General features: G+C 47.0%; 9 protein-coding genes, 1 tRNA gene and 1 pseudogene. 5 read left to right on the plus strand and 6 right to left on the minus strand.

The window, feature by feature from the left end; translation table 11 throughout:
• Positions 1-33: 33 nt before the first annotated feature.
• A complete protein-coding gene (locus tag QUB12_RS10250) occupies positions 34-1,311 on the minus strand; it encodes a ribulose bisphosphate carboxylase small subunit (RefSeq protein ID WP_333141612.1) in 1,278 nt (425 codons plus the stop codon).
• A 128-nt stretch (positions 1,312-1,439) separates the two neighbouring features.
• Between QUB12_RS10250 and QUB12_RS10255 the strand changes: the two genes are divergently transcribed.
• The 3 genes from QUB12_RS10255 (at position 1,440) to QUB12_RS10265 (ending at position 8,239) form a co-directional block, all read left to right on the plus strand.
• Positions 1,440-2,711 carry an aspartate aminotransferase family protein gene (locus QUB12_RS10255; RefSeq protein ID WP_333306628.1) on the plus strand — a complete coding sequence of 424 codons (1,272 nt, stop codon included), beginning with the start codon at positions 1,440-1,442 and terminating at the stop codon, positions 2,709-2,711.
• A gap of 574 nt (positions 2,712-3,285) precedes the next feature.
• On the plus strand, positions 3,286-4,518 hold the full coding sequence (locus QUB12_RS10260; protein ID WP_333141617.1) for an RNA-guided endonuclease TnpB family protein: 1,233 nt from the start codon (positions 3,286-3,288) through the stop codon (positions 4,516-4,518).
• A 40-nt stretch (positions 4,519-4,558) separates the two neighbouring features.
• Positions 4,559-8,239 carry a CHAT domain-containing tetratricopeptide repeat protein gene (locus QUB12_RS10265; protein ID WP_333306630.1) on the plus strand — a complete coding sequence of 1,227 codons (3,681 nt, stop codon included), beginning with the start codon at positions 4,559-4,561 and terminating at the stop codon, positions 8,237-8,239.
• A gap of 361 nt (positions 8,240-8,600) precedes the next feature.
• Here QUB12_RS10265 and QUB12_RS10270 read toward each other — a convergent pair whose 3' ends face one another.
• Together QUB12_RS10270 and gltX are read right to left on the minus strand one after the other, a co-directional pair.
• Entirely contained in the window at positions 8,601-9,035 is a 435-nt protein-coding gene (locus QUB12_RS10270) for a CAAD domain-containing protein (protein ID WP_333141683.1), read from the minus strand.
• Between the two features lie 402 nt (positions 9,036-9,437).
• Positions 9,438-10,880, minus strand: a pseudogene (gene gltX / locus QUB12_RS10275) (glutamate--tRNA ligase); the annotation flags it as partial.
• A 300-nt stretch (positions 10,881-11,180) separates the two neighbouring features.
• On the opposite strand from gltX, the gene QUB12_RS10280 reads away from it, so the two are divergent.
• Together QUB12_RS10280 and QUB12_RS10285 are read left to right on the plus strand one after the other, a co-directional pair.
• Positions 11,181-11,729 carry a DUF393 domain-containing protein gene (locus tag QUB12_RS10280; protein ID WP_333306632.1) on the plus strand — a complete coding sequence of 183 codons (549 nt, stop codon included), beginning with the start codon at positions 11,181-11,183 and terminating at the stop codon, positions 11,727-11,729.
• A gap of 97 nt (positions 11,730-11,826) precedes the next feature.
• Positions 11,827-12,036, plus strand: a complete 210-nt coding sequence (locus QUB12_RS10285; protein ID WP_190735803.1) for a hypothetical protein — start codon at positions 11,827-11,829, stop codon at positions 12,034-12,036.
• 148 nt (positions 12,037-12,184) lie between these two features.
• Here the strand turns inward: QUB12_RS10285 and QUB12_RS10290 are convergent, their stop codons facing one another.
• The 3 genes from QUB12_RS10290 to QUB12_RS10300 form a co-directional block, all read right to left on the minus strand.
• A complete protein-coding gene (locus QUB12_RS10290) occupies positions 12,185-13,339 on the minus strand; it encodes a GTPase (protein ID WP_333306634.1) in 1,155 nt (384 codons plus the stop codon).
• A gap of 446 nt (positions 13,340-13,785) precedes the next feature.
• A tRNA-Asp gene (locus QUB12_RS10295) sits at positions 13,786-13,859 on the minus strand.
• A gap of 56 nt (positions 13,860-13,915) precedes the next feature.
• Positions 13,916-14,998, minus strand: a complete 1,083-nt coding sequence (locus QUB12_RS10300; RefSeq protein WP_333306636.1) for an esterase-like activity of phytase family protein — start codon at positions 14,996-14,998, stop codon at positions 13,916-13,918.
• Positions 14,999-15,075 lie beyond the last annotated feature (77 nt).

A 15,075-nucleotide genomic window follows, 5' to 3' on the forward strand; every position in this document is an offset into this window, starting at 1 on the left:
AGGGAATTCATTCCCTGGCGGACTGCTTTAACTTTAACCCTGCGGCCGCTGAATAATTGTTTCAACTACCCGTCGCTTGACTTTTGGATCGATACCAATCAGCCGCACGTATTCGCCGCCGTGTTCCGCCAAACAAGTTTCTAAAGATGCAACCACATCTTTTTCTTGTTCAGTTTTAATCGTCGCGCAACTTTGCCAAGAACCAGTTTTAAATCGGCGATTATCTGCATATTCCATGCCAATTTTGCAGCCTCTTGCTAACAACTGCTTTACTTGTTCCAATACCTCGGAACTCAGCCGCGCCGCATGACCGTTACCCACTTCAGAACTTGGCTCCTCGTAAGCCTTATAATATTTCGAGGAGGGGTCGTTTAATTGACTTTGCGTGGGCGCAGCAGCAGGGGCATTGGGCGTTCCTTGAACGTTAAACAGGCGCGATTGGTTGTATTCATCTACTAAGCGCATTTCCTGAATCCGCTTTTGTTGACCAACCATCAAACTGCCCATTTCTAATAAATGAGCGAGGCTGAAATTCGGGTTATGGAAATCGGGCGCTGCTTCCAAAGTATTTACCAAACGCTTGGAAACTCGCTCGATTCCTACTTTGTGAATGAATTCGCGGATTTGTTCGTCATAAATGCGCGATCGCAGAGCACTAAAAAAGTCGATCGCCTGATCTGCAAAATTATCGACTAACGCCACAATATCGGTTTTTGACAACTTGTCCGACTCAAAAATTCCCCCAACAATGCCAATTTTATCATCCCGGCTGGGTTCCCAATAAAACTTTTCCATCCGCCCGTCGCGAATCAGCGGCGCGTACAGCGTAGAAAAATCATTTCCGGTGACAATAATCGGCACTCGGTGCAGCGGCGTACTGTCATAACTTCCCGGTAACTGCACGTTAGTTGGATTGTCAGCAATATTCATCAGAGTCGCATTGACCATCTGAGTATTGACAGTATATTGAGTAGTAGTATCAAACCTGCCAGCACCAGCATCCAAATCGTTAATAAAGATGGCGCACATCTCGCCCCGCACCCTAATTTGCTCCGCAGCTTCCCGGTAGCGCAAGCGAATTAAACGCGCCGGATCTCCTGCATCCGGGCTTTCTAATTCCCCACCAGATATCATCACCGGTTCAAAGCCCATCCGCCGAAAAACCAGTTCGGTTTGAAAAGTTTTGCCTTCTCCTTTGCGGCCGTGAATTCCCAAAATTAGGGGAACTCTTACCCCGGGCAAATTTAAAAAGTTCTTAGTGACGTGCACCGCAACTTTATCGAGAAAGTTAGGAGAAATGTAATAACTCATCAGTAGATTTGTGAGGGATTAATGGATGTTACTGTTATGATTTTATGACAAAACTAACAGCCTGCACCGCTAACCTGGATTTTTACCGTACAATCGAGGTTTACATATTATGTGTTAAGGAGCGATTCGTGAGTCCAGAAACCTTATTAAAAGAACCAAGCGTGCAAGCCGAAGCCAGTCCCTTCAGTTCTGAGAGCTTCGACACCTATGTAATGACGACTTACGGGCGTTTTGCGATCGCCCTAGAACGGGGCCTCGGCTGCCGCGTTTGGGATACCGAGGGCCGCGAATATCTCGATTTTGTGGCCGGTATTGCTACCTGCACTCTGGGACACGCCCACCCGGCAATGGTTGCAGCGGTAACTCAGCAAATTCAGACCCTACACCACGTTTCTAACCTTTATTACATCCCCGTACAGGGCGAGCTGGCGAAGTGGCTTGTAGACCATTCTTGCGCGGACAGAGCCTTCTTTTGCAACTCCGGCGCGGAAGCTAATGAAGCGGCAATTAAACTCGCCCGCAAATACGCCCACGAAAAATTAAATATCTCGAATCCGACAATCATTACCGCCGTTGCGAGTTTCCACGGGCGGACTTTGGCGACAATTACGGCAACGGGACAGCCTAAATACCAGAAGGGTTTTAGCCCCTTGGTGCCGGGATTTCACTATGTGCCTTATAACGATATTAGTGCGATCGAAACGGCGATCGAGCAACTCGACAAAGACGAACGCCAAGTAGCTGCAATTATGCTGGAAGCGCTGCAAGGCGAAGGCGGAGTTCGCCCCGGAGATCTCGCCTACTTCCAGCGAATTCGGGAAATTTGCGACGAAAAAGGCATTTTGCTAATTCTCGACGAAGTGCAAGTCGGGATGGGACGCAGCGGCAAATACTGGGGCTACGAAAACCTCGGCATTGAACCGGATATTTTTACGTCTGCCAAAGGATTGGGCGGCGGTATCCCGATCGGCGCTATGCTGTGCAAATCTTCCTGCGATGTATTTGAACCGGGAAGTCACGCCAGCACATTCGGCGGCAATCCTTTTGCTTGCGCTGTAGCTTTGTGTGTGTGCCAAACTTTGGAACGGGAAAACCTTCTAGAAAACGTGCAGCAGCGCGGGGAACAGTTGAAAGCAGGCCTCAACAAGTTGGCGGCTGAATATCCGCATTTAATTGCTGAGGTGCGCGGTTGGGGTTTGATTGTCGGGATGGAATTGCAAGCTGACATCGAACTTACATCCGCTGATATTGTCAAATCTGCGATCGCCGCAGGAGTTTTGTTGGTTCCCGCAGGGCCGAAAGTGCTGAGATTTGTCCCGCCGCTGATTGTCACTGCTGCTGAAGTCGATCGAGCTCTGCAGGCAGTGGAATCAGCCTTGCGCTCTCAAGCGGTACAGTAAAATTTACTGAGTTGATTTTTGTTAGCTGTAGCGCTGCAACTCGCGCCATATCCTAGATAACTCACTTAGTCCAAGACACACTCTTCCTCAGAAACCGGGTTTCTTTCGAGATTTCTCGTTACTAAACCCAAGAGTTTCCCAGAAACGGGGTTTCTTAGCCTAAGTCCCATAAGGGTAAAAGTAAACCCGTCCCGCTGCAAGTCTGTCGGGGCGGGTTTGTCAATTTTATAAAGGCCTGTGAAACCCGCCCCCACAGGGTGACAGCGCCTTTAACCGCGATTTTACTCAAGAGGCACGCGCAAAATCATACTATTAGCGATCGTAGGTGCTAGTTTCGCTATCTGCGTATCTGTTGGGACTGGTGAATCCTGGTTTAACTATTTCGCCCCCTTCCCACTAAACCGAGTACCGTTATAGTGGGAAGGGCAGGTGAGGACGATTGCATCCTCAAGTAATTTTGCTTATCGCTTTCAAGAGAGAAAATATGTAATCTTCGTCACAAAATTTTTTCGTAATGCTTTGATAATCAACTGTATATTGTGAGAGAATAGAAGAACCAAGGAGGTGATGTTGATTGCTACACAAGGCTATCCAAGTTCGTTTGTATCCTACCCAAAATCAACAAATACAAGTAGCTTCAACTTTGGGGTGGGCGCGTTGGTGGTCTAATTATGGTCTAAATAAATCAATTGAAGTTTATAAAAAAACTGGTAAAGGACGTGGCTGCTTCGGGTTCAACACACTTTTACCGACTCTCAAAAAAATCGATAAAAGTGGAGGGTTAGGTGAGTTTTACAGCAAATTTTGGGAATTAACTACGCTCAATTTAACCACTGCCTACAAATTTTTTTTTGATAGATTGGCTGGTTTTTATAAGTTCCCATCTCAAGAGAAAAAACAGTCATTTCAGTATCCTCAAACCGTCACATGGGTAGCGGATACTAGAATTTTCCGGTATAGCGAAATAACGAAGCCCCAAATAAATAGATATAGATTAAGTGAGGGTAAAATTCCTAATTCAATTATTAGTAAAAAATATTCAGGGAAATATCTTGCATCTATACTGACTGAAATTCAAGCTGAAAACCAGACAACAAAAAAAGGTAGGATTGCGGGCATTGATTTAGAAGTGAAATACTTTGCTATTGTCCCCGATGATGAAAAAAAATCTAAATATGACTTTAATGCTAAGCATTTGGCCAAGCACGAGAAGAACTTGAAGCGCAAGCAGCAAAAGTTAACAGACTTGCAGAAAAAAAGTAATTCTGAATACAAATATATAAAAGCTGTGACCAAGGTATGCGAACGGTTGAGGAATTCGTGGCAAGACTTTCTTCTACATAAACTTAGTTATAAGTTGGTCAGCGATCGCCTCGCGGTCATAGTAGAAAAATTTCATTTCTGGGACATAATTCGCAATTCCAAGTTGGCGAAAGCAATATCAGAGGAGGTTTGGGAAAGTTTTACAAACTTCTTAGCCTACAAGTGGGAACGCAAAAGCGGAAACTTAGTCGAGATTGATAGAGGGGTTTCCAGTTCCAAACTCTGTTCTAATTGTTTCGATAAAATGACCGAGATGCCCTTAGATATGAGGGAATGGACTTGTCCTCACTGTGCTACTGACCATGATCGGGAGGGGAACGCAGCGATAAAGATGAAAGCAGAAGGTATCAAAATACTAAAGGCGGAAGGTTCAGCCGTTTCTGCTTTAGGATGCGAGGTAAGACCAAAGCTGGGACGAAAGTCTCCGCTAAGGCACTCGCCTATGAGTACAGAAGCCCCTACTATATTCGGTACTACGATTTAGGGGTGGGTAGTTCACTTGGTTGCAGGGAAGCAGCGCTCCTATGGTTAATAGTTTGGCGGAATGCACGATGGACGAACAGCGTCGCAAAACAGATGTTAATATGCTCCAAGCGCTGCTGGAAAATCCTGGGGACTCAGGAATAGATTTGATTTTGAGGACGAACCCAAAGTCGATCGACTTTGAGTTCGTGCAAACGCTTTATTTAGAAGAAGTGGCACTGACGCGAGAAAGCTTGCTCAAAGCTGCAAAATTTTTCCAAAGGGCGATCGCACCCTTAGAATCTGCAAAGGGGAATTATAAATTGCCTGCAACGGGAGCAGCATATCTGGCTTTTTTAGCAGAAGTATTGCAAGCAGTCGCGCGCGACGCTGATTCGCAGCACCTGTACTCGCTGCTGAGAAACAATTTAGACAAACTCGACCAGAATTTCGCAGAACTGCTGCGCCACTGGGCCAATTTGGTGTTCTCTGCTGCCAAAGAATCAGAGACTAGGCGCATTGCAGCCTTAATCGGCAATCTGAGCAACAAAATTGGGCGGTTTCCCCTCGGCAGCAAGGCTCATAACTTGGAAATCGAAATTGCCGGTTACGAAACAGTTGCTAAGGTGTTTACCCGCAAAGACTTTCCCCAAGAATGGGCGGTGATGCAAAACAATCTGGGCAACGCTTACACCGATCGCCCCAGAGGTGATAAGGCTCAAAATATCGAACAGGCCATCGCTTGCTTTGAAAATGCCCTACAAGTACGCACGCCCGAACAGTACCCGGAACAGTGGGCGACGCTGCAAAATAATCTGGGCAACGCTTACAGCGAGCGTCTCCGGGGAGATCCGGCAGACAATCTAGAACACGCGATCTCCTGCTATCAAAACGCGCTGCGAGTTCGCAGCCGCGAGGCTTTCGGGCAAGAGTGGGCGAGCACTCAAAACAATCTCGGCCGTGCTTACAGCCGCCGGCTGCAGGGCAACCGATCCCAAAATCTGGAACTGGCCGTCGCTTGCTACCACAATGCTTTGCAAGTCTACAACCGCAAGGTGTTTCCCCGGCGTTGGGCCACCACTCAAAATAATTTGGCAAATGCTTACTGCGAGTTGCTGCAGGGCAACCGAGCTGAAAATCTCGAATACGCGGTTACGTGCTATCAGAGAGCTTTGCAGGTGCGGACTCGGGAAGCTTTTCCGCTGCAGTGGGCGACGACTCAAAGGAACTTGGGCCGGGTGTTTGTCGATCGCATCAAAGGCGATCCGGTGGAAAATTTGGAAATGGCGCTCGCCTGCTATCAAAATGCTTTACAAGTCTACACCCGCATCAAATTTCCAGAAGTCTGGGCTTCGATCCAAACTTACCTCGGTAGGATCTACAGTCGGCGGGTGAAAGGGGAAAAAGCCGAAAATATGGAAATGGCGATCGCCTGCTATCAAAATGCTTTGCTGTTTTGCAACCGCCAAAAAACTCCAGAACGCTGGGCAATGCTGTGTGCCTACCTCGGCCGCGCTTTCTGCGAACACCTGAAAGGGGAAAAAAACCGCAACCTCAAAAGCGCGATCGCCTGCTATCAAAATGCGGGCGAAGTCTACACCAGGCAGGCATATCCCAACCGCTGGGCAATGCTGCAAATTTATCTCGGTAGGGCTTATTCGCAACTGACGGAGGCGGAAAACTTGTCGCACATGGAAAGCGCGATCGGCTGCTATCACAGTGCCTGTCAAGTCTACACTCGCGAAACCTATCCTCACCGCTGGGCTGAAATTTTATTTTATTTGGGTCAAGCTTACCGAGTTCGAGGCGACTTGCTTCGCGCTTACGGGGTTTTTACTGCTGCTGTCGATACTGTGGAATTTTTGCGTTGCGAAGTTGGGGTTGATACAGTTGATTTTGGCGATTCCCTACGGGATAGCTACGCTTCACAGACGAGTACCGCAAAAGTCAAATTAACCCGCACCTGGGCTGCACTCTATAAATGCCTGGTGCAAGTTTGCCTGGAACTCGGCGCCACCCAACCTGAATATTACGCTAAGGCTCTGGAATACGCCGAACGCCACAAAAATCGGAATTTGGTAGAACTGCTGGTTAAATGCCACTTGACTCCGAAAGCCGAAATTCCCGCAGGGGTGCGAAGCGAGTTGGAGTCGCTGCAACTGGAAATAGCGGGGGAACAGCAGCACCAAGAAGAGGGAGAACCTGATCCCAACACGACTTTGATTTCTGAGGGCGATAGCCCAGGTTTGAACAGCGGTTCTCTGCTGTCGAACTCGGACTTCATGCACTTAAATCAATTGTGGAAGCAGTTTGATAGGTTGATTGCACGGGAGGTGCAGGCAAACGATCCTTTCTTCAGCCTAGCTCACAAAGTTGAACCGATCGCTTTCGAGCAAATTCGCCAATTGTTGCCTGATGACAATTGCGCTGCTGTGGTGTGGGCGAGTTTGGGGGAGTTGCTGGTTGCTTTTGTGGTGGTAAAGAGTGCACAATATCCCGCCGTTCACCTGTGTTCGTCGGAAAATGCTTTGGCTGCCGAAAGTTGGGGCCAGGAGTACCTCACCGCTTATTCTGAACAAAAAGGTCGCTGGATCAATCATCTCCCGACTCGCCTCAAACGCTTGGCTACGATGCTGGAAATCGATCGAGTGGTGGCGCTGATTCCCGACAATTGCGATCGGCTGATTTTTGTGCCGCACCGATTTTTGCACGCTTTGCCACTCCACGCTTTGCCTTTGGCGGGGAGAGACGGGTTTGAGGATGGTGGGGGAATTTTTAGGTCTGGGTGGAGCGATCGCAGCGGTTTTGATGTGGAAACCTACAGCCTTTCGGATTTTTCTCAAAGTTCGTCTTTTGGCGACGTTGCAGCGCCTGCTGCTTATTTGATCGATCGATTTCCCGGAGGAATTCGCTATGCTCCTAGCTGTCAGCTATTGCTGTTGAGACAAAGTGCACACGGAGCGGCTATTGGTCGGTACAAACCCGGTTTGCAGCAGCTTTTGGCAATTCCAACTTTCACCAGAGATGCGTTCTACAGCAACATTGAAATCGGCACTATTTCCCAGTATTTTGCCAGTACAGAAGTTGTGCGCCATAAGCCGGCAATTAAAGAGGCTTTTTCCCCAGAAATGTCTGCTAATAATGGGAATTCGCCCCAGCAAATAGGGCAGTTGCCGCATAAAAAATGCGCTCACTTTGCTTGTTTGAGTTTGCTTAATTTGGCTTGGCCACTGAAATCCGCAGTGTTTTTGAGGAATGATTCTCTGAGTTTGGAGGAAATTTTTAATCTGGATTTTCGGCAATATTTTTTAGTTACTTTATCGGGTTGCGAAATTGCCGCTGGCGGAGTTAGCGGTGCTGGAGGAGATTTTGTGGGTTTGTCGGCGGGTTTGTTGTATGCTGGCACGTCTAGTGTGGTTAGCAGTCTTTGGAAGGTTAACGATGTTTCTACGCTGCTGCTGACGAGCAAGTTTTATGAAAATCTGGGACGGTTTTCTCGGTTGCAGGTGGGAGATGTGGCGATCGCGCTGGGGGACGCTCAAAGGTGGCTGCGGGATTTGACTAGCGAGGAATTGGAGGTGTTGCTGGCGGATTTTCAACCTCAAATTTCGCAAATGTTCGAGCGGCTTTCTCAAAGTTCGCGCCTGATTGCGGAGGCTTCTTTGCAGCAAATTCGCAACCGCAAACCCTATCCTTTTGCTAATCCTTATTATTGGGCGGCTTTTACTGCGACTGGGGTTTAGTGATTAGTCATTAGTCATTAGTCATTAGTCATTAGTCATTAGTCAGTAGTCAGTAGTCAGTAGTCATTAGTCATCAGTCATTAGTCAACAGTCATTAGTCAACAGTCATTAGTCATTAGTTATTAGTCATTTAAAAACCAGGGCGGTTTCATTCTCAGAAAAACCAGGATTTTGTAGGGGCGGTGCCCCCGTGCCCGCCCAGGCCCAGACACGATAAATTGGGCATTTCAGCGATCGGGGCAACCACGGGGGGTTTGCCCCTACAAAAGAATGAAACAGCCCTGATTTAAAAACCCGACACTAACAACTTATTTAAAGTTATCAATGTCGGGCACAAATTCAACAAATTACCAGCAAAATTTTAGGACTTTTTGCCGAAAACTTGTTCTTTCAAGGCTTGAATTTCTTGACCTAATTGTTGCCGGTTGGACGATCGCAGCAAATAGCGGTAGACAAACCACACGGTGTATCCGATACCAATTAGCTCGAATGTGGGTGCTAGCAGGGGGATGTCGTTGAGTTCGTCTATTACGCCCAAAAGCACTTTCAAAGAGACAATCGAGGCTACAATTACACCGATAACAGTCAGGGGACTTTTGTACTGCTCGTAAAAGCTGCCAATGTAAGCGGGAAACTCGGACAAAATTGAGATAATTTGTTCTTTGATCTGCTGGCCCTGACTCGGCGGTTCTTCGGTAATTATGACTTTTGTTGTACCGCTTGAACTGTCTGCTTCATTTCCGGCAGGAATTTCGGTGATGATAACGGTTGTTTCTGGTTCGTTTGATGAAGTCATTTCTCCACTCGCAATAGTTGTTTGCTGGTTGGCGGCAGGTATTTCAACTGCTGCTGCGACTGTTTCAAGAGCCGGTATTTCGACTGCTGCAACCTCCCCGTCGGTTGGTTCAAGAGCCGACACTTCGCCTGTTTCTGAAGTCGGTATTTCGACTGCTGTAACTTCCACTGCTGGTTCGACAGTCGGCGTTTCGACTGTTTCGATCGCAAGTTTTTCGACTTCTGAAACCTCTGCTGCTGATGGTTCAACAACCGGGGTTTCGATTGTTTCAATAGTCGGTGTTTCGACTTTTGAAACCTCCGCTGCTGACTGTTCTGTAGCAGAAGTTTCGGCGACTGTTTCTGCCTTTGGTTGTTCTGGGGTAGAAGTTTCGTCCGCGACACCAACAGCCGGCAAATTCAAGTTGCTAATGGCATCAAGCAAACGGGTTTTAGCCGTTCCTCGCTGGTGAAGGATTACCCAAGATTCTATCAGGTCGGGGCCGTGCATTGCACCTGTCAGAGCGGCTCTGAGCGATCGCATAATTAGCCCTTTGTTAAGATTTTTCTCTTTACTGAGCTTTTTAGTGATTTTCTGAGCTTCCGCTGATGTCAGGGATGAATGACTTTCCATCGCTTCTACAACTGCTTGTAAAGCCTGTGCAGCCCCTGTTTGCTGCAATTGTGCGAGTGCTTCTTCTTCGTATTCCACCGTGGTGGAGAAGAATACCTTACACATATCCACAGCGTCGGTTAAGCGAACGAGACTCGGGCCGATTAAAGCAGCTATTTGTTCGAGCCAGGGGCGATCGGCCTCCAAGTCAAACTCATAACCGCCTTTCTGCCACCAATAAGGTATCAGCAAATCTGTCAATTGCGGCACTGGCATTTTGTGCAGGTATTGACTGTTTAGCCAATTGAGTTTATCCCAATCAAATTTTGCACCGGCTTTGTTGACTCGATAGAATGTAAATAATTCTGCTGCTTCCGACAGTGTAAATATTTCCTGCGTTGAATCCGGCGGAGTCCAACCGAGCAAAGTCATGTAATTAACTAAAGCTTCGGGCAGGTAGCCCATATCTTTGAAGTCAGAAATCGAGGTTACGCCGTCGCGTTTAGAAAGCTTTTGTCCTTGGGAGTTTAAAATCAGCGGCGTGTGGGCAAATTCTGGGATTGTCGCGCCCAAAGCTTCGTAGAGCAATATTTGTTTCGGAGTATTACCGATGTGATCTTCGCCACGAATGACGTGGGTGATGCCCATGTCGATGTCATCGACAACTACTGCGAGGTTGTAGAGGGGTTGGCCGATGACGCCGCCGCTGGATGCACGGGCAATCACCATATCGCCGCCGAGGTCGCTACCTTTCCAGGTTACGGTGTCGCGCACCATGTCGTTCCAAGCGATCGTGCGATCGTCGTCGATGATAAACCGAATCACAGCTTGTCGCCCTTCGCCTTCAAAAGCTGCGCGCTCTTTGCTTGTCAAGTTGCGGTGCCGGTTGTCGTAGCGGGGGGCTTGTTTGTTGGCTTTTTGTGCTTCCCGCATTTCGTCGAGTTCTTCCGACGTGGTGTAGCAGCGGTAGGCGAGTCCATTGTCGAGAAGGGTTTGGACTGCTTGGCGGTATATTTCCAGACGCTGTGACTGAAAACTCGGGCCTTCGTCCCAGTTCATACCCAGCCAGGTGAGTCCTTCGAGGATGTTATCGGTGTATTCGCTTTTAGAACGTTCTACGTCTGTGTCTTCTACCCGCAGGATGAATTTGCCGCCTTGGTTGCGGGCAAACAGCCAGTTGAATACGGCGGTTCTGGCGGTACCGATGTGTAGGTTTCCGGTGGGACTGGGGGCTAGACGGACTCTGACATTCATGTAGATTTTTGCTTTTAGATTGGGGGCGATTTGCTGGTTGGGGGAATAGCTGATGTTTAAGACTTTAAATTTTATTATATTTTGTTGCCGAATTAACAGTTGTGCTTGGCCGGTGCTTTGCCTCGAATTGTTGGATATTCGACTATCGGGCGATCGGGCGTAAAGTCTCCGGCAAGGCAGGAGAGGGCATCTTGATGATAATAGCTTGCGGGCGGCCAAGACAGGATTCACCTTTGGGACTATTTTTCACACCACAAATAACTGCTTTAGGACTACCCAAGCCGCACCTGATAACTATTGATGCTTGTAAAATGTTTGTGTGCGATCGACGACATTAAAATATATTTCCCTATGTCTGCTACTAAAACCGAGTTTTCCGAATCTGTTGCGCCCTCACCAGAGTCTGTTGCGCCTGCTTGGCAGATTGAGTTGCTGTACGACGGTGAATGTCCTCTGTGCGTGCGGGAGGTTAATTTCTTGAAAAAACAGGACGCGGGGCGAGATTTAGTGTCGTTTGTGGATATCGCGGATGATGGCTACAACCCGGAGGCCCACGGCGGAATCGACTACGAAACGGCGATGGGTCGGATTCACGCGGTGTTACCCGACGGTACGGCAATTAAAAATGTGGAGGTTTTTCGTCGCACCTACGAGATTTTAGGTATGGGCTGGGTTTATGCTGTGACTAAGTTACCAGCGATCGGGGCGATCGCCAATTGGCTGTACGGAATTTGGGCAGACTGGCGGCTGAAGCTGACGGGAAGGCCGGATTTAGCAACTATTATGAGCGATCGAACTCAGCGGATCGAGTGCGAAAGTCAGGGCCGCTGCCAACCCAACTCGAAATGAGTAATATTTAATAAGTTCGATCGACCTATCAGAAGATGTCACTCGAAACAGACTGCAACTAACATTAAAGATGGACTACTATTAAAGGTCAAAAAAAATGCAAGATGCAGGCTATACAGTCTTCATGGGTTTCGGTGGTCTCTGGATACTTATGGGAATTGCCGCTGTGATTTTCCTGTTAAAATCGGACGGTCAAAAACTTAGGTTTGGCAAATGGGGACTGCTAGTGGCGATTCCGATACTCGTGCCGATCGTCCTGGTTTTGACATATCAGATCGCCCGACCCTTTATTTCCTCGCACCTTTGAGGGCTGCTGGGAGTCGATATTGAAATTTAATTATAGGCCAATAGTTTGCGGAACTTGTGAGGAGATTTCTAGGAAAGGGCAATGAATATTAGGAGTCGTTGATGGGGGTGGAGTGAGTGCCACAACTTCGCGCTGGACTAGGCGGAAACTAGAGACCACCCAAAAATTTGCTAACAAGCACTGTCCATGAAGGCAGATCGCGCAGATCGCGTATGTCAGTCAATGCTAAATCCCTCAACACATCTTTAGCTTGTTTATGGTAGCTTCTAAATTTTGAACGTAGAAGCTCTTCCTGCTCAAGCTTAGCATCACTAGAAAGAATATAATTAACGGTTGCCAATACTGCAAGAGTGAGAATAACTGCAACCCCAGCCGCCGCCACATCAAAAATACCTGTAGGTGGAAAAAAGGATTTAACAAACAAAAAGAGGCTGGAACTCACTGTTTCATCTAAAAATGTTGGCAAAATAGCAAGCGCAGCTTGAGGAGACAAAAGTTGGCCAGTGTATAAGTAATGTAAAGACCCTATGGCAACTGCCTGGGTTGCGGTAATAAATACTGCGCTGCCCGGAATCAATGCTTGACCTGCCACTGCTATCAAAGCTACCGCAATTATTTTGACTGCATAAGACTGCTTTTCAGCCATGTGTCTTGCCAGCAGCAGGTCTTTTCCCTTTTTTTCAAGAAATGCCTCGATCTCACTGCGTAGCGGGAAAACTCCTCTAATATCCATCTTGGGATTACGGCTTTTAGGATCGTAACCCTTCGTACAAGTTGGATAAATCTTGTCTACCTTTAAATCGTTTTTCCACTGATTGACTACATCGTCTACAACCGTTGGATCTAGATCATCCCACTCATCAATTTTGTTAAGAACGACAAAAAATGAATCACAATGCTGCCTCAAGTCATCTAGGCTTTTCTTTTGTGAAGCATCTGATGAACCAGTTACTACAAATATGCCAACATCAATATGCCTCAAAAAATTCTTGGTGACTTCACTATTCTCTGCACGCACATCATCAAGACCTGGTGAGTCAATTAAATAAACCTTTTCATCAAGTTTTAGAATAGTTAAATCTTTAGTAACGCCCGAAACTGCTCCTACCTTGGCAATTTCTAAAGCTTTTCTTCGGCTCAGTTTCAACAAAGCATTAATGAGTGAACTTTTGCCCGCACTTACCTTGCCGATAATCGCAATGTTGAGGGATTGGGATAAATCAGGTGCTTGTTCAACAAATTTCGCTTGTACCCGGTCAAAAAAGCTCTTTTCGTCTAACCCGTCGAAGGCTGAGTCACGCATTTTCCCTCCTCCTATAATATCGTTTACGCAAATGATTGCTATAAATGGGTTTTGGTAAGCATTTTCCTAATCAACCCGTTATGTAGCTAAAATTTAGGTAATTCATATACCAACAACTAAAATATAACATCAAGTTTCCGCAACTCTTTCTTAGTAGTGGACTCCCGGGCGGCCAGAAACCGGGTTTTTTTGCGAGAATAATTAGTTACAGCCCGCCTCAACGGCCAAAAACCCCGTTGCTTTGGTTTTGATGCGTCCAAGGCTGTTTCTGTAAGCCGATGACATACCGAAAGTCTCCAGATGTCACCTGATTTGAGATGATATCGAGAGACTTCCGTATCTCTACCCATTTATTGAGTAGTGAAATGTTCAACTACCCATTGATTTATAATCAATAAGAAATTGCGATAGCTTTTTTCAGCAATCTGAACATTTTCTATTTTGAACGGGACAGACGGGGCTCGAACCCGCAACTTCCGCCGTGACAGGGCGGTGCTCTAACCAATTGAACTACTGTCCCTCGTTTTGCCGTTTTTTCAGGCACAATTTCTATTATGCCTATCACTTCACCTTTTGTCAAGAGGTTTTTTGAACTTTTATTTGGAAGCCCAAAATTTGAGTCTCTTGCAACGGGCTGAAGTTGTTGTCGCTCACCAAAATCAGACCTCTGCTAGCATCCGCCAGGGCGGGGCCAAATGTCAACCCCTCAATGTTGTCTAGGGGAATTTTCAGCGTTTCCAAATCCAGCAGCAGGCGTTTTTGAGCGGGAGAAAGCTCGCCCAGACGGCTTTTGAGGCTTTCGAGTGCTTCAATACGATCGCCCTTTTCCAGAGAAATCTCAAAAATTCTGATAGTTGTGCCGGTTTCCAGGGAGAAAGCACGCTCTAAACTCAGTAACCGATTATCGTCGATCGCCAATAAATCCACTAAACCGTTAGTAGTTAATTTTCCCACAGGATTCGCACCAGCGGGTAGCGGTTCGGTGATGTAGAGAAACGACGCTTCTGGATTGCCGCTCACCGCATCGTAGCGCAAAATCCGGCACGGGCTCCCGGTTTCCAGGGAAGGTACAGCGCCATCTTGAACCAACGCGTTTTCGGTAGCGGTGAATAGGTATTTGCGATCGGGCGTTAAAGTTAAACTTTCAAAAGCGAGATTGTTGCGGATGCCTTTAGTACCCTTGTCATCCGGCAAAAATAGTTCAGGAATTGCCAGCGTTTTCAGGAGTTTACCATCGAGGGAGAACTCTTTGATAAAAGGATTTATTTGGCGATCGACATCTCCCTCAGAAGAAACAAACACGCTATTGCCAGTAAAAGCTATCCCTTCCGGATCTAAACTTAATTCAGGAAAACCTTTGCCGTTTTCATCTAATAAAGTAGTGACACCAGTAAAAGTAATTTGCTCTTTTTCCAGTTTCCCAGATTGCAAGTTAATTTTGAGAGTATAGAAGCGCGCCGGAGCCTTGCTGCTGCGGTCATCAGAAATGGCATAATAAACTTGTTTCTCGGCATCATAAGTAATGCCCGAAAGTCCGCCAATTTCCGTCCCCTGAAACGGAGAACCTGTAGGAAATATTGCTCGGTCGATAAAATTTATTTTCGTAACGGCGAAAGATTGAGCTGACTGGTTTACCCAAATAGCAACACTTGCTGCCATCAAAAAACAGAAAATAAATATAGTTGCTTTTATTAGATTTCGCATTTGATGAATAAGTAGGCTATTAAACTATTTCA

This window comes from Microcoleus sp. B7-D4 (genome assembly GCF_036705125.1).
Taxonomy (GTDB): domain Bacteria; phylum Cyanobacteriota; class Cyanobacteriia; order Cyanobacteriales; family Microcoleaceae; genus Microcoleus.